Origin of the sequence: Frondihabitans sp. PAMC 28766 (genome assembly GCF_001577365.1) — a bacterium.
GTDB lineage: Bacteria > Actinomycetota > Actinomycetes > Actinomycetales > Microbacteriaceae > Frondihabitans.
On sequence record NZ_CP014513.1, the window covers coordinates 2,669,680 to 2,694,426 of the forward strand.

Sequence of the window (24,747 nt, forward strand, 5' to 3'; positions counted from 1 at the left end):
CCGACACTCGTTTCGTGCTTCGAGCCTGGCGGCCGCACCGCAAGGAGACACCGTGACCGATCCGACCTCCGCCGCCCCCGCCGCTCCCCTCGGCGCCGACGACATCGACTTCTCGGGGCGCCGCGGCGTGGGAGACCTGGCCGAGAAGATGGGCATCGAGATCCTCGAGCTGAGCGCCGAACGCGCCGTGGGCCGGATGCCGGTCGAGGGCAACACCCAGCCGTTCGGCATCCTGCACGGCGGTGCCCACGTGGTCCTCGCCGAGTCGCTCGGCTCCATGGCGGCGAGCATGGCGGCCGGCCCCGGCCGAATGGCCATGGGCATCGAGCTGAACGCCAGCCACAGCCGCGCCGTCACGACCGGCTACGTGACAGGCACCTGCACGGCGATCCACATCGGCCGGACGCTCGCGACGCACGAGGTCGTGCTGACCGACGACGCCGGGCGGCGGCTCTCGACCGTGCGCATCACCAACTTCCTTCGAGACGCCCTGTAGAAAGACGAACGGCCAGGATCCGAAGATCCTGGCCAGTCGTCACGCGTCTTCTACTTCTTGACGCTCAACTGTTCGATGATGGCCTGCGCCACATCGTGCATGGTGAGGCGGCGGTCCATCGACGCCTTCTGGATCCAGCGGAAGGCCTCGGGCTCGGTGAGCCCCATCTTCTCGTTGAGCAGGCCCTTGGCCCGGTCGACGAGTTTGCGGGTCTCGAAGCGCTCGACGAGGTCGGCGACCTCGGCTTCGAGCGTGATGATCTGGGTGTAGCGCGAGAGGGCGATCTCGATCGCGGGCAGCAGGTCGTTCGGCGTGAACGGCTTGACGACGTACGCCAGGGCGCCGGCCTCGCTCGCGCGCTCGACGAGCTCTTTCTGGCTGAACGCGGTCAGGAGGACGACCGGTGCGATGTGGTTCTTGCTCAGCTGCTCTGCCGCAGAGATACCGTCGAGCTTGGGCATCTTGACGTCCATGATGACGAGGTCGGGGCGTAGCTCGGTGGCCAGAGCGACAGCGGCCTCGCCGTCGCCCGCCTCGCCGACGACCTCGAAGCCGTTGTCGCGGAGGATCTCGACGATGTCGAGCCGGATGAGGCTCTCGTCTTCGGCGACGACGACACGTCGGGGCGCTGCAGGTGTTGCTTCTTGATCACTCACGTGGGGAATCCTACCGGTCGATGCGGAACACGGCCGCTCCGTCGCGACTCGAGGCCCCAGAGGGGCCCGGTGCGAATGGCGGGACTCGAACCCGCAAGCCGTGAGGCAGAGCATTTTGAGTGCCCCGTGTATGCCAATTCCACCACATTCGCGTCGGCGACAATCTTAGAGGGTCTCGTCATAATGCGGCGATTCTCCCCACTCGCGCGTTCCCTGGGATAGGGTGATGCGCACTGGTTGTTGTGTTACGCATTTGTACTTCGCGATGAGGCACTGTGCTCATGGTCCGCCCTTCGGGCGGCACGTGGGTCTTTGGCTCCTCGTTCTTAGAGGGAGCGGACCAAAAAGCACCGCGACGAGAGATCTCGCAACGAGATCGAACACCTCTGATTGAAGGAAAAGAAAAATGGCAACAGGCACCGTGAAGTGGTTCAACTCCGAAAAGGGCTTCGGCTTCATCACCCCCGACGACGGATCCACTGACGTGTTCGCGCACTTCTCCGCGATCGCCGGCGACGGCTACCGCAACCTCGAAGAGAACCAGAAGGTCGAATTCGAGACCGCTCAGGGCAACAAGGGTCTCCAGGCCGAGAACATCCGCGTCATCTAGTCTTCAGGACACCACCCGAAGGGCCCCGGCAACTTGGTTGCCGGGGCCCTTCGCATTGGTGGCGAGAGCCTAGTCGGGCAGCGGCAGGCCGAGCAACTCGGCGACCGGCTCGAAGTCGTGACGAGCGGTGACGTACGCCAGTTCGGCCAGAGCGCTGGTCGCAGCCGGCGTGATGGTGCTGCCGCCGGAGCGAGCCTGGGCCTCCGTTGCATCCTGCTCGAAGGGGAGGTTCTCGAGGGCGACCCGAGCCGCACGGAACCGGCGGGTCAAGATGCTCCAGAGCACGAGCTCGTCGGCCGTCGCATCGCCGGGCGACCGTCGAGCCACATCGACGGGGATCTCGATGGCGGGCAGACGCACGGTGATCTCGGCCGGGTGCGACTGCAAGGCACGCCGCATGCCGACGGCCGTGGAGACGCCGACGATCGCGCCGAGGCCGAACAGCATGAGCAGGTCGATCGGATCAGTGAGCCCTGACGAGTGCCAGGCCGACGCGTCGAGGAACAGGCCGCCCAGGACGGCACCCAGCAGAGTGCTCCAGTGAAGGGCGAGGCGACTGCGCACGCGACTGCGCACGAACGACGCGTCGACATAACTGGCGGCCGTCTCGGCGACGGTGTGACCCGAGTCGGAAGGCACCGCGTAGAGGCGGGAGGCGTGCGCGAAGCACCCCTCGTGCGACGCGTCGACAGCCATGTCTCGATCTTAGGATTCGGCAGGAGGCCGGGGCTCGGCTTCCCAGCATCGTCACGGCTGGACGGCCGCGAATCGCCCCGGATCGCAGGCTCCTCGCCCGCCGTCGCAGAAACAGAGACAACCGACATCACCCGAGGGTGATGCCGGCCGTCGTGCTCTGCGGCCCGCTAGCCGCGGGCGTAGGCGGGGGCGGCCTCGTTGTGCGCGTCGCCGACGCGGTGCACGCGGAGGTCGTTCGTCGAGCCTGCGATTCCGGGAGGGGAACCCGAGATGACGATGACCTTGTCACCGGCCTGCGCGAGGCCGTTGCCGAGGAGGACGTCGTCGACCTGGCTGAACATCGCGTCCGTGTGGGTGACGGGGTCGACCACGTAGGCCTGGGCGCCCCAGCTCATCGCAATTCGGCGGCGGATGGCGTCGTCGGTCGTGAAGGCGATGATCGGGATGGCGTGGCGGAGGCGGGCCATGCGACGCACGGTGTCCCCGCCCTCGGTGAACACGCAGACGTAGCTCGCCTGGACGAACTCGGCGACCTCGGCCGCGGCGAGCGTGATGGCGCCGGGGAGAGTGCGAGGCTTGGTGCCGAGCGCGGGGATGCGCTCGAGGCCGTGCTCTTCGGTCGACTGCACGATGCGGGCCATGGTCTGCACGGTGACCGTCGGGAACTCGCCGACACTGGTCTCGCCGCTCAGCATGACCGCGTCGGTGCCGTCGAGGACCGCGTTGGCGACGTCGGACGTCTCGGCGCGGGTCGGGATCGGCGACGAGATCATCGACTCGAGCATCTGCGTGGCGACGATGACGGGCTTGGCCATGCGACGCGACAGCTCGATGGCGTGCTTCTGGACGATCGGCACGGCCTCGAGGGGCAGTTCCACGCCGAGGTCGCCGCGGGCGACCATGATGCCGTCGAACGCGTCGATGATGGCTTCGAGGTTCTCGACCGCCTGAGGCTTCTCGATCTTGGCGTAGACGGGCACCCGGCGGCCGACCTCGGCCATGATCTCGTTGACGCGGTCGATGTCGTCGGAGTTGCGCACGAACGAGAGGGCGATGAAGTCGGCGCCGAGGTTCAGGCCCCAGCGCAGGTCGGCCTCGTCTTTGTCGGAGAGAGCGGGCACGTTCACCGCGACGCCGGGCAGGTTGATGCCCTTGTTGTTCGAGACGGTGCCCGCGACGACGACCTCGGTCGTGACGACGGTGCCGTCGGTTTCGAGAACGCGGAGCTTGACGCGGCCGTCGTCGATCAGCAGGGGGTCGCCGGCCGCGACGTCCTGAGGGAGGCCCTTGAAGGTGGTGCCACAGATGTCTTTGGTGCCCAGGATGTCTTCGGTCGTGATCTTGAAGATGTCACCGACCTCGAGGTCGTGGGGGCCGTCGGAGAATTTGCCGAGACGGATCTTCGGGCCCTGCAGGTCGACGAGCACGGCGACGGCTCGACCGGAGTCGGCTGCGGCCTTGCGGACGTTCTCGTAGACCCCCTGGTGCACGTCGTAGGTGCCGTGGCTGAGGTTCATCCGTGCCACATCGACGCCGGCATCGATGATCGCCCGGATGTCGTCATAGCTCGATGTCGCAGGCCCGAGGGTCGCGACGATCTTTGCACGTCTCAAAATATTCCTTCGTCGGGGGTGATTTCGTCATGACGCCCGTAGTGCGTCACCCCACCCTATTCCCGACCGCGCGGGTGGCCGTAACCGGCACCCGACGCGGTCGTGAACGTGTCTCCCCGTTTTACCTATAGGTGCGGCTTTGCCGCAGTGTTGTTTCCTGTCGGGAACGCGCTGCCTATAGGTAGAACGGGTGGGGGCGGGGGTGGGTCAGATGGAGAGGGCGCGGTCGGTCGGCTTGACCGGGAACGGCAGCGACGTCGTGCCCTCGAGGTACTTGTCGACGGCGGCCGCGGTGGCGCGACCCTCGGCGATGGCCCAGACGATCAGCGACTGGCCGCGGCCGGCGTCGCCTGTCACGAAGACGCCCGGCTCGGCGGTCTCGTACTGGCCGTCGCGCGAGGCGGTGCCCCGGTCGTCGAACGGAACGCCCAACTGGCTCTCGAGAGCCTCGCTCTCGGGTCCGGTGAAGCCGAGGGCGAGCAACACCAGGTCGGTCGGGATCTCGCGCTCGGTGCCCGACTTCGGCACGCGGCGACCGTTCACGAATTCGGTCTCGGCCACGCGGATGGCGCGGACCTCGCCGACCTCGTTGCTCAGGAACTCGACGGTGGAGGCGAGGAACACGCGCTCACCGCCCTCCTCGTGAGCGCTGGAGACCTCGAAGAGAGTGGGCTGCGTCGGCCACGGCTGGTTGTCGGGGCGCTCGGCCGGCGGCTGCTTGCCGATGGCGAGGTTCGTGACGCTGAGGGCGCCCTGGCGGTGCGCGGTGCCGATGCAGTCGGCACCGGTGTCGCCGCCGCCGAGGACGACGACGTGCTTGCCTTCGGCCGTGATCTGGTCGGCGACCGCGTCGCCGGCACCGATCTTGTTCTGCTGGACGAGGTACTCCATGGCGAAGTGCACGCCCGAGAGGTCGCGGCCAGGGACGGGCAGGTCGCGGGGCACGGTGGCGCCGGTCGCGACCACCACGGCGTCGTAGCGCGCGCGAAGGTCGTCCCAGGTGATGTCGCGGCCGATCTCGACGCCGGCGCGGAAGCGGGTGCCCTCGGCCTGCATCTGAGCGAGGCGCTGCTCGATCTGCTTCTTCTCCATCTTGAAATCGGGGATGCCGTAGCGGAGGAGCCCACCGATCCGGTCGTCGCGCTCGTAGACGGCGACGGTGTGCCCGGCGCGGGTCAGCTGCTGCGCGGCGGCGAGGCCGGCCGGCCCCGATCCGACGACCGCGACGGTCTTGCCCGTCAGACGCTCGGGCGGGTGAGGGGTGACCCAGCCATTGGCGAAGGCCTGGTCGATGATCGACACCTCGACCTGCTTGATGGTCACCGGCGGCTGGTTGATGCCCAGGACGCAGGATGCCTCGCAGGGCGCCGGGCACAGCCGGCCCGTGAACTCGGGGAAGTTGTTGGTCGCATGGAGGCGCTCGATCGCCTGGCGGCCCTCGCCGCGCCACATCAGGTCGTTCCACTCGGGGATGAGGTTGCCGAGAGGACAGCCCTGGTGGCAGAACGGCAAGCCGCAGTCCATGCAGCGACCGGCCTGTCGCCGGAGCTCGCCCGACTCCTGCTGCTCGTAGACCTCCTTCCAGTCCATGAGCCGCACGGAGACGGGGCGGCGCTTCGGCAGCTCTCTCGTCTGTACCTTCAAAAAGCCTTTGGGGTCAGCCACCGGTTACCTCCATGATCCTGTTCCAGACCTCATCGCCGTCGAGGTCCAAGCCCTCTGCAGCCGCTGTCTTGCGGGTCTCCATGACCGCCGCGTAGTCGCGCGGCAGCACCTTGACGAACTTGGCGGCGAGTGCGGACGGCGACTCGAGCAGACGCTCGGCCACCTCGGATCCTGTCTCGGCCCGGTGCCTCTGCAGGAGGTCGGTGACGATCTCGAGGTCGGCGCTGCCGAGCTCCTGCAAGAGGAGCTCGCCGGTCGCCAGGGAGTCGTCGTTCACGTTTTCACGCTCGAGGCCCAGCACGTAGGCCGTGCCGCCCGACATCCCGGCGCCGAGGTTGCGCCCGGTCGGGCCGAGGATCAGTGCGAGGCCGCCCGTCATGTACTCGAGCGCATGGTCGCCCACGCCCTCCACGACGGCGGTGGCACCCGAGTTGCGCACCAGGAAGCGCTCGCCCACGATGCCGCGGATGAACATGCTGCCCTGGGTCGCGCCGTAGCCGATCACGTTGCCGGCGATGACGTTCTCTTCTGCGACGAACCCGGCGTCGAGCGGCGGTCGCACGACGACGGTGCCCCCGAAAGGCCCTTGCCGACGTAGTCGTTGCTGTCGCCGGTGAGGCGCAGCGTGATGCCGGACGGCAGGAAGGCGCCGAGCGACTGGCCGGCCGAACCGGTGAGCGAGATGTCGATCGAACCCTCGGGCAGGCCGTGCTCGCCGTGGCGGACGGTCACCTCGTGGCCGAGCATGGTGCCCACAGCGCGCTCGGTGTTGCGGATCGGCAGGTCGAGGGCGATCGAGCCGCCGTGCTCGAGCACATCGGACGTCCGGGCGATCAGCTGGTTGTCGAAGTGCTTCTCGAGCTCGTGGTCTTGTGCGCGGCGGTTGCGGCGCGGCTCGTCGTCGGTGAACGACGGGCCGACCAGCACCGGCTCGAGGTCGAGGCCGGAGGCCTTCCAGTGCTCGACGGCGCGGTCGACGCCCAGCAGCTCGCTGTGGCCGATCGCCTCGTCGAGCGAGCGGAAGCCGAGCTCGGAGAGGTACTCGCGCACCTCCTGCGCCAGGAACTCGAAGAAGTTGACGACGTACTCGGCCTTGCCCGAGAAGCGCGCGCGAAGCTCCGGGTTCTGGGTGGCGACGCCGACGGGGCAGGTGTCGAGGTGGCAGACGCGCATCAGGATGCAACCGCTCACCACGAGCGGGGCCGTCGCGAACCCGAACTCCTCGCCTCCCAGCAGCGCCGCGACGATCACGTCGCGCCCCGTTTTCATCTGGCCGTCGACCTGCACGACCACGCGGTCGCGCATGCCGTTGAGCATGAGGGTCTGCTGGGTCTCGGCGAGGCCGATCTCCCAGGGCGTGCCGGCGTGCTTGAGCGAGTTGAGCGGGCTCGCGCCGGTGCCGCCGTCGTGGCCGGAGACCAGGACGACATCGGCGAGGGCCTTCGTCACGCCGGCCGCGACCGCGCCGATGCCCGACTGCGACACGAGCTTCACGTGCACACGAGCCGTGGGGTTGGCGCGCTTCACATCGAAGATCAGCTGCTTGAGGTCTTCGATCGAGTAGATGTCGTGGTGCGGCGGCGGCGAGATGAGGCCGACGCCCGGGGTCGCGTGGCGCGTCCGAGCCACCCACGGGTAGACCTTCGACGGGGGCAGCTGGCCGCCCTCGCCGGGCTTCGCACCCTGCGCCATCTTCAGCTGGATGTCGGTGGCGTGCGTGAGATACATGCTCGTGACGCCGAACCGCCCGGAGGCGACCTGCTTCACGGCGCTGCGCCGCTCGGGGTCGAGCAGACGGTCGACGTCCTCGCCGCCCTCGCCGGTGTTGGACTTGCCGCCGAGGCGGTTCATGGCGATGGCGAGCGTCTCGTGGGCCTCTTTCGAGATCGAGCCGTAGCTCATCGCCCCCGTCGAGAAGCGCTTGACGATGGACGACACCGGCTCGACCTCGTCGAGGGGAACCGGGGTGCGCGTCGAGGTGCGCAGGCTGAAAAGCCCGCGCAGCGTCATCAGCTGCTCGGCCTGGTCGTCGACCATCCTCGTGTATTCGCGGAAGACGTCGTACCGGCCAGTGCGTGTCGCGTGCTGCAGCCGGAAAACGGTGTCGGGGTTGAAGAGGTGCGGCGGCCCCTCGCGTCGCCACTGGTACTCGCCGCCGGTCTGCAGGCGCTCGTGCACGCTGGTCGCACCGTCGGCCGGGTAGGCGCTGAGGTGACGCTCGGCGTTCTCGGCCGCGATGACGTCGATGCCGACGCCGCCGAGGCGCGTCGAGGTGCCCGTGAAGTAGGTGTCGACGAACTCGTGGCTGAGGCCGACCGCTTCGAAGGCCTGGGCCGCGGCGTAGCTCGACACCGTCGAGATCCCCATCTTCGACATGATCTTGAGTACGCCCTTGCCGAGCGCCTTGATCACGTTCTTGACGGCCTGCTCGGGCGAGATGCCGGTGATCATGCCGCTGCGGACGAGGTTCTCGCAGGTCTCCATCGCCAGGTAGGGGTTGATCGCCGAGGCGCCGTAGCCGATGAGGGTCGCCACGTGGTGCACCTCGCGCACGTCGCCGGCCTCGACGATCAGGCCGGTCTTCATGCGCTTCTCAGCGCGGATCAGGTGGTGGTGCACGGCGGCGACGAGCAGCAGCGACGGGATCGGCGCGAGATCGGCCGTCGAGTCGCGGTCGGACAGCACGATCAGCTCGGTGCCGTTCTCGATGGCCTCGTCGACCTCGCGGCAGATGGCGCTGATGCGCTTCTCCATGGCCCGGGGGCCCTTCTCGATCCGGTAGAGGCCCTTGATCGTCGCGGTGAGGCGGGATCCGGGGGCTGGGTCGATGTGCTGGATCTTTGCGAGCTCGTCGTTGTCGATCACCGGGAACGACAGGATCACCTGCCGCGCGTGCTCCGGAGTCGCGTCCAGCAGGTTGCGCTCGGGCCCCAGCCCCATGCCGAGGCTGGTGACGACGGCCTCGCGGATCGAGTCGAGCGGCGGGTTCGTCACCTGGGCGAACTGCTGGGTGAAGTAGTCGAACAGGAGGCGCGGGCGCTCCGAGAGCACCGCGATGGGCGTGTCGCTGCCCATGGCGCCGAGGGGCTCGGCGCCCGTCTTCGCCATCGGGGTCAGCAGGATGCGCACCTCCTCCTCGGTGTAGCCGAACGTGCGCTGACGACGGGTCACCGACGCGGGCGTGTGAACGATGTGCTCACGCTCGGGAAGGTCTTTGAGGTGGATGCGGCTCGCCTCGAGCCACTCGCCGTACGCCTCCGACGACGCGAGCTCGCCCTTGATCTCGTCGTCTTCGATGAGGCGACCCGCCTCCGTGTCGACGAGGAACATCTTGCCCGGGCGGAGACGCCCCTTGCGGACGATCTTCGACTGCGGGATGTCCGGCAGCACGCCGATCTCGCTGGCCAGCACGACGAGACCGTCGTCGGTGACGAGATAGCGGCCGGGGCGCAGGCCATTGCGGTCGAGGGTCGCACCGACGAGCGCGCCGTCGGTGAAGGTGATGGCGGCCGGGCCGTCCCAGGGCTCCATGAGCATCGAGTGGAACTCGTAGAAGTCGCGGAGCTCGGGGTCGATGCCGACCTGGTTCTCCCACGCCTCGGGCACCATCATCATGATGGCGTGCGGCAGAGACCGGCCGGTGAGGCTGAGCAGCTCGACGACCTCGTCGAACGACGCCGAGTCGCTCGCCCCGGGGCTGACGATGGGCAGGAGCGGCCGGATGTCGCCGATCAGCTCGCTCTCGAGCTGCGACTGACGTGCGCGCATCCAGTTGCGGTTGCCGCGCACCGTGTTGATCTCGCCGTTGTGGGCGATCATGCGGAACGGCTGTGCGAGAGGCCACGACGGGAACGTGTTGGTCGAGTAGCGCGAGTGCACGATCGCGAGTTTGGAGGCGACGCGCTCGTCGGAGAGGTCGGGGTAGAACGGCTCGAGTTGGAGCGTTGTGACCATGCCCTTGTAGACCATGGTGCGGCTCGACAGCGACGTGAAATATGAGCCCAGCTCGCGCTCGGCGCGCTTGCGCAGCCGGAAGGCGAGGCGGTCGAGTTCGATGCCGTTCGTGTCGCCGTGAGCGGCCGCGACGAACAGCTGCTCGAAGGCGGGCATGGCGTTGCGGGCCAGGTTGCCGAGCTCGTCGGGGCGGACGGGCACGTCGCGCCAGCCGACCAGGCGCAGCGACTCGGAGACGGCGATGGCCTCGATGGCGGCCCGCATCTCGGCGCGCTCTTCGTCGTCGGTCGGCAGGAAGCCCATGCCGACGGCGTAGTGGCCGGGTTCGGGCAGCTCGAACTCGACGACCTCGCGGAAGAAGGCGTCGGGAACCTGCATCAGGATTCCGGCGCCGTCACCCGTTCCCGCATCGGACCCGATTGCCCCGCGGTGCTCGAGGTTGCGCAGGGCGCCGAGCGCGGCATCGATGATGTCGTGACCCGGGGTACCGCGGAGGGTCGCGACCATGGCGAGGCCGCAGGCGTCCTTCTCGTCGGCCGGGTCGTAGAGACCCTGCTGGGCGGGGATGCTGCTGAAGGTCTGGTGCGCTGGCGTGAGAGCCATGTCGATCCGTCCTCACGATTGTCGACTAGTAAACGAAAACTAGTGCAGGGCGGGGCTTCGCTGGCCCGATTCGCTTTCACTCGACAGGAAATCGAGTGCGTGTGGCAGTCGCCGCGGGCTCGGGGTGGGGCCGTGCGAAGAAAGTGCGGTGCTGTCTGGTGCGCTGCTGTGTCGCGCGGTGCTCGTCGTGCGGTGCTGCGGGGGCGCTGTGTCGGCGCGGGAAGTCAGCGCTGGGGTGTGAGCTCTGACGTCTCGGTGTCGGCGTCGTCGTTGTCGGCTCGATCAACGTCAGAGTCTACCTCAGGGTGGTCGACCTCACCGGTGATGACGGGGTGGAACCCGGCTTCGTTCGGGCCCTTGCCCGGCACGTAGGCGCTCGGGACGAGGCCGGTGTGACGTCGCGACTGCACGAAGAAGATCACGATGCCCAGGACGAAGGCGATGAAAGCGACCCACACGTTGGTGCGGACGCCGAGGAAGAGTTCGCTGTAGTCGGTGCGGATCGTCTCGAACCACATGCGGCCCGAGCCGTACCAGAGCAGGTAGAGCGCGAAGGTCTTGCCCCACTCCAGCTTGACGTTTCGGTTGATCAGAAGGATGACGGCGAGGCCGAACAGGTTCCAGAGGATCTCGTACGCGAACGTCGGGTGGAAGAGCGTGCCGGCGGGCAGGCCCACCGGGTAGGCGGCGTTGCTCGATTCGATCTGGAGGCCCCACGGCAGCGTGGTGGGCGTGCCGAAGAGCTCGTGGTTGAAGTAGTTGCCGAGGCGCCCGAAAGCCTGGGCGAGCATGAGGCCGGGCACCAGGGCGTCGACGAAGACGCCGAATCGGATGCCGGTCTGACGGCAGCCGAGCCACGCCCCGATCGCCCCGAAGATGAGGGCGCCGAAGATCGCGAGCCCGCCCTCCCACACGTAGAAAATGCTCCAGACGTTCTTGCCGACACCGAAGTAGTCGTCGACGTGGGTCACGACGTGGAAGAGACGCCCGCCGACGATGCCGAACGGCACGCACCAGATCGCGAGGTCGATGATGACCCAGCGCTCGGCGCCGCGGCGGTTGAGGCGAGCGTTCGTGAACAGGACGGCTGCGACGATGCCCACCAGGATGCAGATCGCATACATGTGGATGCGGATGTCGAACGAGGCGTGAGCGTGGAAGACGTCGTTGTAGATCTTGGTCAGATCGAGGTACTGCCACGCGTACGACGGGCTCGGAATGCTCAAGGGCAACGACACGGACAGGCGCCTTTCGGTGGTGCGGGGAGATCAGAGGAGGACGGCGTACCGACGCTAGGAGACTCTAGCGCCCGACGCCAAATCGGCCGCGACCTCGGCGAGGCGCCCGGTGCCGCCCTCGGCGAGGGCGCGGACGAACGCGGAGCCGATGATGGCGCCGTCGGCGTACTCGAGCACCTCTTCGACCTGCTGGGCGGTCGAGATGCCGAGCCCGACGCAGGCGTTCTCGACGCCGACGTGACGGAGGCGCTCGACCAGCGTGGCCGCGGCCTTGTCGACGTCATGGCGGGCGCCGGTGATGCCCATGGTGGAGACGGTGTACACGAAGCCGCGGCTGGCGTCGACGGCCTGCTGGAGGCGGGCCTCGCTCGACGACGGCGCCGCGAGGAAGACGCGGTCGAGGTCGGCGTTCGTGGCGGCGGTGATCCACTCGGACGCCTCGTCGGGGATGAGGTCGGGGGTGATCAGGCCTGCTCCCCCGGCCTCGGCGAGCGAGTCGGCGAAGCGCTGCGAGCCGAACTGGGTGACCGGGTTCCAGTACGTCATGACGACGACCGGCACGCTGGTCTGCGCGGTGATCTCTTTCACGGCCTCGAAGATCTGGCGCACGCGGAAGCCCTCGGCCAGGGCCCGCTGCGTGGCGGCCTGGATGACGGGGCCGTCCATGACGGGGTCGGAGTAAGGCAGACCGAGTTCGATGACGTCGATACCGTTGGCGGCCAGGGCCACCGCCGCGTCGATGCTCGTGCGCAGATCGGGGAATCCGGCGGGGAGGTAGCCGATGACGGCCCCTGATCCTGCGTCTTTCCGGGCACGGATCGCAGCGGACACTTTGCTCGGCCGGGTGTCGGGGGTGAAGGCGCTGGTCATAGCTGCTCGGCCCCTTCGTCGAGGATTCCGAAGTAGCGGCTCGCGGTGGCCACGTCTTTGTCGCCGCGCCCGGAGAGCGAGACGAGGATCGTGGTGCCCGGGCCGCGGTCGAGCCCGAGGCGGATGGTGCCGGCCAGAGCGTGGGCCGACTCGATGGCGGGGATGATGCCCTCGGTGCGGGTGAGGAGGCGGAAGGCCTCCATAGCCTCGACGTCGGTGACCGGCTCGTACTTTGCGCGCCCGATCGAGGCGAGCCAGGCGTGCTCGGGGCCGACGGCGGGGTAGTCGAGTCCGGCCGAGATGGAGTGGCTCTCGACGGTCTGGCCGTCTTCGTCCTGCATGAGGTACGAGCGCGCGCCCTGGAGCACCCCGGTGCGGCCGAGCGTGATGGAGGAGGCGTGGCGGCCGGTCTCGATGCCGTCGCCGCCGGCCTCGAAGCCGTACAGCTCGACGCTCTCGTCGTCGAGGAAGGCGTCGAAGATGCCCATGGCGTTCGAGCCGCCGCCGATGCAGGCCGTCACGACATCGGGCAGGGCACCGGTGAGGTCGAGTACCTGCTGCCTCGCCTCTTCGCCGATGATCTTGTGGAAGTCGCGCACCATCGTCGGGAACGGGTGAGGGCCGGCGACCGTGCCGAGTACGTAGTGCGTGGTCTCGACGCTCGAGACCCAGTCGCGCAGGGCGTCGTTGATGGCGTCTTTGAGGGTGCGCGAGCCGGTCGTGACCGAGACGACGTCGGCACCGAGCAGGCGCATGCGGGCGACGTTGAGCGCCTGGCGCTCGGTGTCGACCTGGCCCATGTAGACGACGCACTCCATGCCGAACAGGGCGGCCGCGGTCGCGGTCGCGACGCCGTGCTGGCCGGCGCCGGTCTCGGCGATGAGCCGCGTCTTGCCGAGCTTACGAGCGAGCAGCGCCTGCCCCAGCACGTTGTTGATCTTGTGCGAGCCCGTGTGGTTGAGGTCTTCGCGTTTCAGCAGGATGCGAGCGCCTCCGGCGTGCTCGGCGAACCGCGGCACCTCGGTGATGATCGACGGGCGGCCGGTGTAGGTGGCGTGGAGCCCGGCCAGCTCGGCCTGGAACTCCGGGTCGACGGCGGCGGCGCGGTAGGCGTCGTCGAGCTCGTCGAGGGCTGCCACGAGCGACTCGGGCACGAAACGACCGCCGAAGTCGCCGAAGTAGGGGCCGACGGCGTCGCGCAGGTTGGTCATCAGACCTCCAGGAAGGCGGTGAGGGCGTCGACCGGGTCGCCGTGGACGACGAGGGCCTCGCCCACGAGGACGACATCGGCACCGGCGCGCCGGTAGTGGGCGACGTCGGCCGGAGCCTTGACGGCCGACTCCGCGACGCGGACGACCCCCGAGGGGATCCGGTCGGCGAGTGAGCCGAACAGGTCTTGGTCGAGCGAGAAGTCGACGAGGTCGCGGGCGTTGACGCCGAGGACGGCGGCGCCGGCGTCGAGGCCGCGTTCGACCTCGTCGGCCGAGTGCGTCTCGATGAGCGCCGTCATGCCGAGCTGCTGCACGAGCTCGTGGAGCTCGACCAGGCGGGCCTGCTCGAGGCCGGCGACGATGAGCAGCACCAGGTCGGCTCCGACCGCCCGGGCCTCGAAGACCTGGTAGGGCTCGGCGATGAAGTCTTTGCGCAGCACGGGCACGTCGACGACGTCGCGGACGGCCTCGAGGTCGGCGAGCGACCCTTTGAACTTGCGCCCCTCGGTCAGCACGCTGATCGCCGAGGCGCCACCGGTCTGGTACGAGAGGGCGAGCGAAGCCGGGTCGGGGATGTCCGACAGGGGTCCTCGCGACGGGCTGGCCCGCTTGACCTCGGCGATGATCTTGACCTGGTCGGCCGGCTGAAGAGCGGCGCGAGAGTCGAGAGCGGCTGGGCGAGCGAGGGCGGCAGCCTCGACGTCAGCCAGGGGATGCAGGGAGCGGCGGGCCTCGGCGTCGGCCAGAGCACCCGCGTAGAGATCGTCGAGCATCTAGTTGTGGGCTTTGGGCACGTAGCGGTGACCGCCGACACCGTAGCCCATCTTCTTCAGGATGCCGCCGATGATGACGCCGATCACGAGGACGCCGGCGGCGATCCACACGACGATCGGAAGCGCGGCGCAGAAGCCGACGGTGCCGACGGCGAAGGCCACGAGCATGATGACGACGGCCGTCCACGCCGCAATCGAGTTGCCCTCGGCGTCGTGCTCTTCGGCGTTGGCCTGGTTGGCGTTCGCCGGAACCGTGCTCTTCGAGTCGGTCGAGGTGTTCGTGCTCACAGTGCTCCTTGAAAGACGGGGATGGGTCGAGTCTATCGGTTGTCGGACGGCTCGGCCGTCGGGTCGGAGCCGGTGGTCAGCGTGTCCCAGGCCACCACCGGGTCGGTCGGCTCGGACGGGTCGACGATCCGGACGGCCTGGTATCGCCGCGTGTTGCCCTTCGGCCAGCGGCGGGAGGTGACGACCAGCGAGACGCCCACGACCGCCATCGCGACGCCCAGCATGAGGGCGACGAACGGCCACGCGGTCACGGAGTGCGACAGCACGAGCTCGGCGACAGACTTCCTGCCTGCCACGCCCGTGACCGTGGTGATGGAGGTCTCCGACACCCCGATGGGGTTGCCGATGGCGAGGGCCGAGGCAAGGACGACGCACGCCCCGAGGATCGCCTCGAGCACGCCCAGGATCACGCGGAAGACGTGCCCGGCGATCGTGACGGCGCCGAACAGCGCGAGCCCGGCCAATGCGAGGGCCGACAGGGCGGATGCCGCAGCACTGCCGCCGACGGTGACCGTCACCGTGCCGCCGCGGGGAGTCGTCGCGTGAACGCTGATCCAGGTCTGCGAGTAGGCGAGGAAGACGAGGCCCGAGAGCGCCAGCCCGATCAGGATCGTGTAGAGCTTGAGTCGCCGGCCCGGGCGAGGCGCATCGGCGGTCTCGCCGATCGACTCGGTCTCGTCGACGACGGTGGGGGCGTCCGGGTCGGACATCAGTGCAGGCCCTTCATGGCATTGGCGACTGCGACGGCGCGCAGCGGGGCGGCGGCCTTGTTGCGGGCCTCCTGGTTCTCGGTGGCGGGGTCGGAGTCGGCGACGAGGCCGGCCCCCGCCTGCACCCGCGCGATGCCCGGCTGCAGAAGGACGGTGCGGATCGCGATGGCGACGTCGGCCGAGCCCGCGAAGTCGAAGTAGCCGACCACTCCCCCGTACACGCCGCGCTGGGCCGGCTCGAGGGCGTCGATGATCTCGAGCGCTCTCGGCTTCGGCGCGCCCGAGAGCGTGCCGGCCGGGAACGTCGCCCGGAAGGCGTCGATCGCGTTCTTGCCCGGGGCGAGGTCGCCCTCGACGCTGGACACGAGGTGCATGATGTGGCTGAAGCGCTCGACGTGCATGAACTCGGTGACCTCGACCGTGCCGGGCGTGCAGACCTTGAGCAGGTCGTTGCGCGCCAGGTCGACCAGCATCAGGTGCTCGGCTCGCTCCTTGGCGTCGTTCTCGAGCGCCGTCGCCAGGGCCAGGTCTTCTTCGGGCGTGGCGCCTCGCGGCTTCGAGCCTGCGATCGGGTGCGAGTACACCCGGGTGCCGTCGACCTTGACGAGGGCCTCCGGCGACGAACCGACGATCGAGTAGGGCGCACCCTCGGTGTCCTCGAGGGCGACGAGGTACATGTACGGGCTCGGGTTGAGCGTCCGCAGCACTCGGTACACGTCGATCGGCGAGGCCGTGAGCTCGTGGTCGAACCGCTGCGAGATGACCACCTGGAAGACGTCGCCGTCGTGGATGTGCTCTTTCGAGCGGCGGATCGCCTCGGCGTACTCCTCGTCGGTCGACCGACGGATCGGCGTCGGCTCGGTGGCCATGTCGACCTCGGCCAGATACGCCTCGGAGGGCCGGGCGAGGCGTCGCTGCAGCTCGTCGAGCTGCGTCTGCGCGGTGTCCCACAGGGTGTCCGCGTCGTCGACGCCGTCATTGAGCGCCGTGGCGATCAGGAGGGCCGAGCCGGTGCGGTGGTCGATGACGACCAGCTCGGACACGAAGCTGAGCGCCTGGCCCGGCACGTCGATCTCCACCGGAGGGGCGTCCGGCAGGTTCTCCAGCTGGCGGATCGCCTCCCAGCCGATGAAGCCGACGAGGCCGCCGGTGAGGGGCGGGTAGCCGGGGATCGTGGGAGTCTTCCACCGGGCGTGAAGGGCGGCGAGCACCTCGAGCGGGGCACCGGTGACGTCGCCGAACGCGCGGTCGGCGCTCATGCCGTAGTCGATCCAGGCACTCGACCCGTCGCCTCCTGCGGTCGTCAGCACCCCGAACGACGAGACGCCGACGAACGAGTAGCGCGACCAGATGCCGCCCTGCTCGGCCGACTCGAGGAGGAACGTGCCCGGGCGCGACGCGGCCAGCTTGCGGTAGATGCCGACCGGCGTCTCGCCGTCGGCGTAGAGGCTGCGGACGACCGGGATGACGCGATGGCCGTCGAGGAGGGCGTCGAATTCGGGCCGGGTCGTCGAGCGCGGCTCGCCGGAGCGGCTGGTGGGGGCAGTGGGAGTCGCGGTGTCAGTCATTGACGAGGTGGTCATGGGAAGAGCCGATCGTTGCGTCGGCGCCCGTGAAGGGCGCCAGGGGGTCGACATCGAAGCAGGCGTGCTCACCAGTGTGGCAGGCGGCTCCGATCTGGTCGACGGTCACCAGGAGGGTGTCACCGTCGCAGTCGAGGGCGGCACCGCGGACGTATTGCACGTGCCCGGAGGTGTCGCCCTTGCGCCAGTACTCCTGGCGGGACCGCGACCAGAACGTGACCCGGCCCTCGGTCAGGGTGCGGCGGAGCGCCTCGGCATCCATCCAGCCCATCATCAGGACGTCTTTGGTCGACGCCTCTTGGATGATGGCGGGCAGCAGGCCCTTCCCGTCGAACGCGGCTCGCTCGATGACGGGCTCGACGGTGGCGCGGGTGAGCTGCTCGGTCATGATGTCTTCTTCGTCTCGGGGTGCCGCGTCAGCGGACGACGGCACCCGACGCGGCGAGGCTCTTCTTGATCTCGCCGATCGTCAGTTCTCCATTGTGGAACACACTGGCCGCAAGCACAGCATCCGCTCCCGCCCGGATCGCCGGCGCGAAGTCGTCGAGAGAGCCTGCGCCCCCGGATGCGATGACCGGCACCGAGCTGTTCTCGCGCATCAGCCGCACCAGCTCGAGGTCGTAGCCGCGCTTGGTGCCGTCGGCGTCGATCGAGTTGACGAGCAGCTCTCCGGCCCCGCGCTCGACGGCCTCGCGGGCCCAGGCGACGGCGTCGAGCGCTGTCTCGTGCCGGCCGCCGTGAGTGGTCACGACGAAGCCCGACGGGGTGCGCGACGATCGCTTGACGTCGAGCGACAGCACCAGCGCCTGCGCGCCGAAGCGGTCGGCGATCTCGCCGAGCAGCTCGGGGCGGGCGATCGCGGCGCTGTTGACACCGACCTTGTCGGCCCCCGACGCCTGCAGGCGCGCCACGTCGTCGGTCGAGCGCACCCCGCCGCCGACGGTCAGCGGGATGAAGACCTGCTCGGCCGTCGCGGCCACCACCTCGTACATCGTCGCGCGCTCTTCGACCGTCGCCGTGACGTCGAGGAAGGTCACCTCGTCGGCGCCCTGCTCGTAGTAGGTCTTCGCCAACTCGACCGGGTCGCCGGCGTCGCGGAGGTTCAGGAAGTTGACGCCCTTGACGACGCGGCCGGCGGCGACGTCGAGGCACGGGATGACGCGGACGGCGAGAGTGGAATCGCCGTGCGCAGTGCCGGCGATCGTCTCGCCGGGCCCGGCCACGGTCAGAGCCTCGCGGCGTGGATCGGCGTGACCAGGATCGCGCGGGCACCCAGGTCGTAGAGGGCGTCCATGATCTGGTTCATGTCGTTTCGGCTGACCATGACCCGCACGGCGGCCCACTCCGGGTCGTGCAGCGGGGCGACGGTCGGCGACTCGATACCGGGCGCGATGCGGGTGGCCTCGTCGAGCAGCTTGACCGGCAGGTCGTAGTCCATCATCACGTACTGGCGCGCGACGAGGACCCCGTGCAGGCGGCGGCGCAGGACATCGAGGCCGGGCACGTCGGATCCTGCGGTCTCGTCCGCCTCGGGGCCGGTGGCGGCGCCCGCTCGCGAGATGAGAACGGCGGTGGAGCGCAGGATGACGGGGCCGAAGATCTCGAGACCGGCGGCGCGCAGCGTCGTGCCCGTCTCGACCACGTCGGCGATCGCGTCGGCCACACCGAGCTGCACGGCGCTCTCGACCGCGCCGTCGAGGCCGATCAGCTGGGCGTGGACGCCGTGGCTCTCGAGGAATGCGCCGACGAGGCCGGCGTAGCTCGTCGCGATCCTGACGCCCTCGAGGTCGGTCAGCTCGTGGTATTCGCCCGCGGGCCCGGCGAAGCGGAAGGTCGACGAGCCGAAGTCGAGCGCCGACACCTCGGTGGCGCTGGAGCCGGAGTCGAGCAGGAGGTCGCGGCCCGTGATGCCGACGTCGAGCGCGCCGGAGCCGACGTACGTCGCGATGTCGCGCGGGCGGAGGTAGAAGAACTCGACGCCGTTGCGCTCGTCGGCGAGGTAGAGCGACTTGGGGTCGCGGCGGCCGGAGTAGCCGGCCTCGGCGAGCATCTGACTGGCGGTCTCGGAGAGCGAGCCCTTGTTGGGGACTGCGACGCGGAGCATGGGGTACCGATTCTGTTATGAGGTGAGCTGCGGGGGTGTCGAGAGTGTCAGCTCACAGATGTCGGTAGATGTCGGCCGGCGTCAGGCCCTTCGCGACCATGAGCACCTGCACGTGGTAGATCAGCTGCGAGATCTCTTCGGCGGTGGCGACGTCGCCCTCGTACTCGGCGGCCATCCACACCTCGGCGGCCTCTTCGACGATCTTCTTGCCGATCTGGTGCACGCCCGCGTCGAGCTCTGCGACCGTGCCGGAGCCCTCGGGGCGCTCGATCGCCTTGGCGGAGAGCTCGGTGAACAGGTCGTCGAAGGATTTCACGTCGACTACGCTACCGTCGCTGCGACCCGGCGAAGTGCCGCGATGCGTTCGTTCGGGTCGGTGCCGTCGCTGGCGTAGACCGCACTGCCGGCGACGATCGTGTCGGCGCCGTTCTCGATCGCCGTGACGATCGTGGCGTCGTTGATGCCGCCGTCGACCTCGAGCCACACGTCGCGGCCCGAGTCGTCGATTGCCGCGCGTGCCGCGCGGAGCTTGGGCATGGTCTCGTCGATGAACGACTGGCCGCCGAAACCGGGCTCGACCGTCATCACCAGGATCATGTCGAGCTCGTCGAGGTAGTCGAGCACCGGCTCGATGGGCGTGCCGGGCTTGATCGCCACGGAAGCCCTCGATCCTGCGCTCTTGATGTCTTTGATGAGTTGGCGGGGGTTCGCGGCGGCCTCGGCCGAGAAGGTGACCGAGAACGCGCCGGTCTCGGCGTAGCGCGGGGCCCAGCGGTCGGCGTCGTCGATCATGAGGTGAACGTCGAGGGGCAGGGGGCTGACCTCTTGGATGCGCTCGACTATCGGCAGGCCGAGGGTGAGGTTCGGCACGAAGTGGTTGTCCATCACGTCGACGTGCACGAGGTCGGCCGTGCTGATGCGGTTCAGGTCTCGCTCGAGGTTGGCGAAGTCGGCGGACAGGATGCTGGGGCTGATGCGGATCGGCACGCGACCAGCCTATCGGCCCCGTTCGTCCGCCCGTCGTCCCTCCGCTGCCCCTTCCGTTTTACCTATAGGCGAGCCGTTGCCGCACAGAAATAACTGTGCGGCAGCGGCTTACCTATAGGTAAAACGGGCGGGGTGGGGGCTAGGGGCGCTTGCGCAGGAGGGCGACGAACATGGCGTCGGTGCCGTGGCGGTGCGGCCAGAGCTGGGCGAAGGGGCCCGGGCCGAGATCGAGGGGGCCGTGGCGATCGCCGCGAGCACTTCCGTCGCGTCGAGCAGCTCGACAGCGCGACCACCATCGCGAGCCCACCTCTTGAGGCCCGAGTCGACGATGGCGCGGCTTTCGGCCGTGTGCGGCGAGCAGGTGACGTAGGCGAGGGTTCCGCCCGGCTTCAGCGCCGCAAGTGCGGAAGCGAACAGTCGTGCCTGCAACCCGGTGAGCTCGGCGACGTCGCGCGGCTGCTTGCGCCAGCGTGCCTCGGGGCGCCGACGCAGGGCGCCGAGCCCGGTGCAGGGGGCGTCGAGCAGGATGCGGTCGTACGTCTCAGGGTCGGCCGCGCCGATCAGCGTCGCATCGCCCTGCCGCACTTCGACGTCGTCCGCCCCTGACGCCGCCAGGGCCTGCCGCACGAGCCCCACTCGGGCCGACACGAGCTCGTTCGCGACGAGCGAGGCGCCGCCGAGGCGGGCTTCGGCCGCGAGCAGTGCCGCCTTGCCGCCGGGGCCGGCGCACATGTCGAGCCACTTCTCGCCGGTGACGATCGGCACGACACGCGACAGAGCCAGCGCGGCCAGCTGCGAACCTTCATCCTGCACTCGAACCTTTCCGTCGCGGACCAGGTGCAGGGCGGCAGGATCACCGGGCGGTGCGGTGACAGCGATCGGCGAGAACCGCCCGGCGTCCGCCCCCGCAACGTCTCGGGGGTCGGCCAGCCCGGGCAGCGCCACGAGACTCACTCGCGGCGGAACGTTGTCGGAGGCGAGCAGCTCGTCCAGCTCGTCGGCGCGCCCCTCGGCGGCGAGGGCGCCGCGGAACGCACGGATGATCCACTCCGGGTGGGAGTAGTCGGCGGCGAGGCGCTCGTCGGCGCTCGTCGTGGCCTCGAGGACGCGCTCGTGCCACTCCTCCGGCGTCGACCGCGTGATCGTGCGGAGGACGCCGTTGACGAACCCGGTGCCCGACCGGCTGCCGACCTCGCGGGCCAGCGAGACGGACTCGTCGACGGCAGCGTGCACGGCGACCCGGGTTGCGAGCAGCTGGTGCGAGCCCAGGCGCAGCACGTCGAGCAGCGCGGGGTCGATCTTGGAGGTGGGCCGCCGGGCGGCGATCTCGAGCACCCGGTCGTAGTAGCCCATCATGCGCAGGGTGCCGTAGGTCAGTTCGGTGGCGAGCCCGGCATCCTGCGGCGACAGGCGGGCGCGCTGGATGCGCTGCGGCAGGAGGAGATTGGCGTAGGCGTCGTCGTGCTCCACCGCGCGGATGACGTCGAACGCGACCTGGCGCGCGGGCTGGATGCCGCTCACTGGGCGACTCCGATGCCGGTGCCGGCCGAGGCGCGACCGTCGTCGTCGTGAGTCGCCGGGTCGAACTGCAGCCCCCCGCGATCCGTCACGCCCCGCAGCCAGTCGGCTGCCGCCATCGCCTTCTTGCCGGCGGGCTGCACCTGGAGGAGCTCGAGCGGTGTCGTGCCCGTGCCGACGAGCACCCGCTTGCCGTCGAGCACGATCGCGCCGGGCGTCAGCGCGTCTGAAGGGACCGACGCCCGTCGCGCGGCGAGCACCTTGAACCGAGCGCCGCCGAGCAGCGCGCTGGCGCCCGGCTCGGGCGTCACTCCGCGGAATCGGTTGTAGACCGAGTCGGCCGGCTGCGTGAAGTCGAGGAGGCCGTCGTCGAGGGAGAGTTTGGGGGCGAGGGTGACGGGGCCCTCCTGCTCGGTGGCGCGACTCGATCCTGCGGCCAGGTCGTCGACCACGCGCGAGAGCAGCAGTGCGCCCGAGATGGCGAGCTCGCCGAGCAGCTCGCCGGCGGTCTCGTCGCCGTGGAGAGGCTTCGTGATGGCGCGGTGCACCACACCGGCGTCGAGCTCAGGCACCAGCTGGAACACTGCTGCCCCGGTCTCGTCGTCGCCGGCGATCAGCGCGCGCTGCACCGGGGCGGCGCCGCGCCAACGCGGCAGCAGCGAGAAGTGCAGGTTGATCCAGCCGAGACGCGGGGTCGAGAGCAGAGGCTCGCGGAGGAGCGCTCCGTAGGCGACGATCACCCCGAGATCGGCCTGCGCGCCGTCGATTGCAGACGTCACGTCGTCGGTGATGCGTCGCGCCTTGATGACGGGATGCCGAGCTCGTCGGCGGCCTCGGCGACCGGCGTCGGGGTGAGCACACGCTTGCGGCCCTGCGGCGTGTCGTCTCGGGTGAGCACGGCCACCACCTCGTGCTCGCTCGCGGCGAGGGCGCGGAGGGACGGGACAGCGGCAGCGGGGCTGCCGGCGAAGACGAGACGCAAACGAGAGACTTTCTGGTGGGGGCTTATTCGGCGAACGGCTCGACGTCGTCGAACCGCACTCTGAGTGTAGGAGCGGCGAGGCGGCGATTCGCCCCGCGAGGGTCGCCCGGGATGCGGCGCCGGTCGGTGGCCGCCCGGATCACGCGTCCGCGCAGGATGCCGGCGACCTCGCCTCCGTTCGCGTAGTCGAAGCGGACGATGGCGCGCACGGTGCCGCCCTCGACATCGACCGGCCCCAGGGTCTCGCGCTGAATCGACTCGGGGAGATCGCCGAGGGCGGTCTCGACCTGATTCGTCTGCCCGGTCAGAGTCGCCACGCGGATCGCGGGCGGGAAGCGGAGGTGCCGGCGTTCGGCGAGCTCGGCGGAAGCGAAGCGGGCGAGGTTCCAGGTCGACAGCGCCGAGGCGAGGGCACCCCCGACGCCCACGAGGAAGATCGGCGCGCGCCTCGCCGCGAGAGCCGTCGCGTCGGCCCACCAGCGCAGGCAGTCTTCGGCCACGCGCAGGCTCTCACGGGCGAGCATGCGCTCGCCGTCGAGCAGCAGCACCGCGCGATAGCCGCCGGGCGCGATCGGTTCGGCGCCGCGGGTGGCGACGACGATCGCGGGCTCGGCGTCGACGCGTGTCACCTGGCGGGCGCCGTCCGAGACGATCACCCTCACCCCGGGGAAGGCGCGGCCCAACTCGTCGGCTGTGCGGCCCGCGCCGGTACCGACGGTTCGCATCGTGGTGTTCTCGCACGTCTGGCAGTGCCATCCCACCGCCAGACCCCCGCACCAGGCGCAGGCCGGCACGGCGTTCTGCTCATGCTTCTGCAGCGGGCCGCTGCAGCGCAGGCACCGAGCTGTGTCTCCGCACTCGGCGCAGGCCAGGCGCGGCGCGTAGCCCGGGTGGGCGACCTGCACGAGCACCGGCCCGAACTCCACCGCCGCCTTCGCCTCGTTCCACGCCGTCGACGGGATCCGGGCGTTCGCAGCGAACCCCTCACGCGAGCCCTGCTGTGTCGTCGGGATCACCCGGGGCTGATAGCGCGGATCGGGCGATACCTCGGTGAGCCAGCCGATCTCGACCAGCCGCTGCACATCCGTCGAGCGGGCGTGCCCGGCGAAGACGAGCGCCGGGCCCTGCTGCTCGGTGCGGAGGAGAGCCGTGTCGCGCGCATGAACGTAGGGGGCGAGCGGCTCGGAGAACAGCGGGTCGCCGTCGTCCCACACCGCGACCAGCCCGAGGCGCTCGCTTGGCGCGAGCAGCACCGAGCGGTTGCCCACCAGCACCAGGGCCTCGCCGCCGCGCGCTCGCAGCAGAGCTCGGTAGCGGTCGGGGTTCGACTGCTTCGAGTCGAGCCGCACGATGCGCTCGGGCGGCAGCACCGCCTCGAGGGCGAGCACGAGCTGCTCCTGGTCGCGATAGTCCGGCACCGCCAGGATCGCGTTGTCGCCGTCGGCCAGGGCCACCGCGGCGAGCTGGGCGAGCGCCACGGCCCAGTGGCCGACCCAGAGCGGGCCCTCGTCGTCCCCGTCCGCGTTCTTCCGCGCCGGGCCCGGGCGGGGCGGCAGCTCGACGAGCAGCGGCACCGCGTCGAGCGCCAGGCGGGCACGCGCGCGCACCGCGCCCGGGAGGTCGGTCGACCGGTAGCCCGCCACGGCGTCGGGTGGGGCGACCGGGGTGACGGGCGCAGGATGCGGGGCGTCAGGATCCTGCGCCCTCTCGGCTTCGGTCTCGGCGGCGCCGGCCGCGAGCCACTGCTTCTCGACCCGCACCTGTCGCGTCGGAACCGCCACCCGCAGCAGGTCGCTCGCCGAGCCCCCCGCTCGATCGGCAAGAGCCCGCGCGAGGCGCCAGACCTCCGGCGCGAGGACGGGCACCGTGGAGATGAGGTCTTCGACCTCGGAGAGCGAACCGGCGTGCTCGGAGGTCGCGGCGACCTCGACGACGAAGCCGTCGGCCATTCGGCCGGCACTCCGGAGGGGCACCTTGACGCGCATGCCGGGCCCGATCGTGTCGGCGAGCCGGGCGGGCACGGCGTAGTCGAACAGGCGGTCGAGCTGCGGCAGGGGGGTGTCGACGAGCACGCGGGCGACGGCGGCGCGCGGCGCGCCGACGGACGCCGCGGGTACAGCGCTCGGCCCAGCACGGGTCGCAGCGGCTGGCACCGGAGTCGTCGCTGGCACCTCGGTCACGGGCAGCGCC

At 69.7% G+C, this 24,747-nt stretch carries 19 protein-coding genes, 1 tRNA gene and 3 pseudogenes; 2 read left to right on the plus strand and 21 right to left on the minus strand.

What is annotated here, in order from left to right:
* The first annotated feature begins 148 nt into the window (after positions 1-148).
* Complete coding sequence (locus tag AX769_RS12840; protein ID WP_082764066.1) at positions 149-496, plus strand: PaaI family thioesterase; 348 nt, start codon at positions 149-151, stop codon at positions 494-496.
* Positions 497-546: 50 nt separating this feature from the next.
* Here the strand turns inward: AX769_RS12840 and AX769_RS12845 are convergent, their stop codons facing one another.
* Complete coding sequence (locus tag AX769_RS12845) at positions 547-1,152, minus strand: ANTAR domain-containing response regulator (protein ID WP_066279960.1); 606 nt, start codon at positions 1,150-1,152, stop codon at positions 547-549.
* Between the two features lie 70 nt (positions 1,153-1,222).
* Positions 1,223-1,304: transfer RNA gene (locus AX769_RS12850), tRNA-Leu, on the minus strand.
* Positions 1,305-1,558: 254 nt separating this feature from the next.
* Between AX769_RS12850 and AX769_RS12855 the strand changes: the two genes are divergently transcribed.
* Positions 1,559-1,762, plus strand: a complete 204-nt coding sequence (locus tag AX769_RS12855) for a cold-shock protein (RefSeq protein ID WP_056054766.1) — start codon at positions 1,559-1,561, stop codon at positions 1,760-1,762.
* A gap of 69 nt (positions 1,763-1,831) precedes the next feature.
* Here AX769_RS12855 and AX769_RS12860 read toward each other — a convergent pair whose 3' ends face one another.
* The 19 genes and pseudogenes from AX769_RS12860 to AX769_RS12950 all read right to left on the minus strand — a co-directional run bounded on the left by AX769_RS12860 (position 1,832) and on the right by AX769_RS12950 (position 24,737).
* Positions 1,832-2,458: a hypothetical protein gene (locus AX769_RS12860; protein WP_066279962.1), complete on the minus strand. Its 627-nt coding sequence runs from the start codon at positions 2,456-2,458 to the stop codon at positions 1,832-1,834.
* A 167-nt stretch (positions 2,459-2,625) separates the two neighbouring features.
* The gene (pyk, locus tag AX769_RS12865) at positions 2,626-4,071 is read right to left on the minus strand and encodes a pyruvate kinase (protein ID WP_066279967.1); all 1,446 of its coding nucleotides are present in this window, start codon (positions 4,069-4,071) and stop codon (positions 2,626-2,628) included.
* A 207-nt stretch (positions 4,072-4,278) separates the two neighbouring features.
* Positions 4,279-5,736 carry a glutamate synthase subunit beta gene (locus AX769_RS12870; RefSeq protein WP_066279969.1) on the minus strand — a complete coding sequence of 486 codons (1,458 nt, stop codon included), beginning with the start codon at positions 5,734-5,736 and terminating at the stop codon, positions 4,279-4,281.
* Positions 5,729-10,293: pseudogene (gene gltB, locus AX769_RS12875) on the minus strand (glutamate synthase large subunit). The gene AX769_RS12870 and the pseudogene gltB overlap by 8 nt, the downstream one beginning before the upstream one ends.
* A gap of 224 nt (positions 10,294-10,517) precedes the next feature.
* A complete protein-coding gene (lgt, locus tag AX769_RS12880; protein WP_369824027.1) occupies positions 10,518-11,531 on the minus strand; it encodes a prolipoprotein diacylglyceryl transferase in 1,014 nt (337 codons plus the stop codon).
* Positions 11,532-11,585: 54 nt separating this feature from the next.
* Positions 11,586-12,401 carry a tryptophan synthase subunit alpha gene (trpA, locus tag AX769_RS12885; RefSeq protein ID WP_066279975.1) on the minus strand — a complete coding sequence of 272 codons (816 nt, stop codon included), beginning with the start codon at positions 12,399-12,401 and terminating at the stop codon, positions 11,586-11,588.
* Positions 12,398-13,612: a tryptophan synthase subunit beta gene (trpB, locus tag AX769_RS12890; protein ID WP_066279980.1), complete on the minus strand. Its 1,215-nt coding sequence runs from the start codon at positions 13,610-13,612 to the stop codon at positions 12,398-12,400. The genes trpA and trpB overlap by 4 nt, the downstream gene beginning before the upstream one ends.
* Positions 13,612-14,385 (minus strand): indole-3-glycerol phosphate synthase TrpC, encoded by a 774-nt coding sequence (trpC, locus tag AX769_RS12895; RefSeq protein WP_066279983.1) that lies wholly within the window; start codon positions 14,383-14,385, stop codon positions 13,612-13,614. Before trpC ends, trpB begins: the two co-directional genes overlap by 1 nt.
* Positions 14,386-14,580, minus strand: a complete 195-nt coding sequence (locus tag AX769_RS12900) for a DUF6704 family protein (RefSeq protein WP_066283657.1) — start codon at positions 14,578-14,580, stop codon at positions 14,386-14,388.
* Positions 14,581-14,705: 125 nt separating this feature from the next.
* A complete protein-coding gene (locus AX769_RS12905; protein ID WP_066279985.1) occupies positions 14,706-15,383 on the minus strand; it encodes a Trp biosynthesis-associated membrane protein in 678 nt (225 codons plus the stop codon).
* Entirely contained in the window at positions 15,383-16,951 is a 1,569-nt protein-coding gene (locus tag AX769_RS12910; RefSeq protein ID WP_066279988.1) for an anthranilate synthase component I, read from the minus strand. The genes AX769_RS12905 and AX769_RS12910 overlap by 1 nt, the downstream gene beginning before the upstream one ends.
* Entirely contained in the window at positions 16,944-17,354 is a 411-nt protein-coding gene (gene hisI / locus AX769_RS12915) for a phosphoribosyl-AMP cyclohydrolase (protein WP_066283659.1), read from the minus strand. Before hisI ends, AX769_RS12910 begins: the two co-directional genes overlap by 8 nt.
* Positions 17,355-17,382: 28 nt before the next feature.
* Positions 17,383-18,189, minus strand: coding sequence for an imidazole glycerol phosphate synthase subunit HisF (gene hisF, locus AX769_RS12920; RefSeq protein ID WP_239451781.1), 807 nt, complete (start codon positions 18,187-18,189; stop codon positions 17,383-17,385).
* Between the two features lie 2 nt (positions 18,190-18,191).
* Positions 18,192-19,070 carry an ATP phosphoribosyltransferase gene (hisG, locus tag AX769_RS12925; RefSeq protein ID WP_066279990.1) on the minus strand — a complete coding sequence of 293 codons (879 nt, stop codon included), beginning with the start codon at positions 19,068-19,070 and terminating at the stop codon, positions 18,192-18,194.
* 52 nt (positions 19,071-19,122) lie between these two features.
* Entirely contained in the window at positions 19,123-19,386 is a 264-nt protein-coding gene (locus AX769_RS12930) for a phosphoribosyl-ATP diphosphatase (protein WP_066279993.1), read from the minus strand.
* 5 nt (positions 19,387-19,391) lie between these two features.
* Positions 19,392-20,057, minus strand: coding sequence for a ribulose-phosphate 3-epimerase (rpe, locus tag AX769_RS12935; RefSeq protein ID WP_066279997.1), 666 nt, complete (start codon positions 20,055-20,057; stop codon positions 19,392-19,394).
* Positions 20,058-20,196: 139 nt separating this feature from the next.
* Positions 20,197-21,578, minus strand: a pseudogene (locus AX769_RS12940) (RsmB/NOP family class I SAM-dependent RNA methyltransferase).
* Positions 21,575-22,557: pseudogene (gene fmt / locus AX769_RS12945) on the minus strand (methionyl-tRNA formyltransferase). Before fmt ends, AX769_RS12940 begins: the two co-directional pseudogenes overlap by 4 nt.
* A 23-nt stretch (positions 22,558-22,580) precedes the next feature.
* The gene (locus AX769_RS12950; RefSeq protein WP_239451782.1) at positions 22,581-24,737 is read right to left on the minus strand and encodes a primosomal protein N'; all 2,157 of its coding nucleotides are present in this window, start codon (positions 24,735-24,737) and stop codon (positions 22,581-22,583) included.
* Positions 24,738-24,747 lie beyond the last annotated feature (10 nt).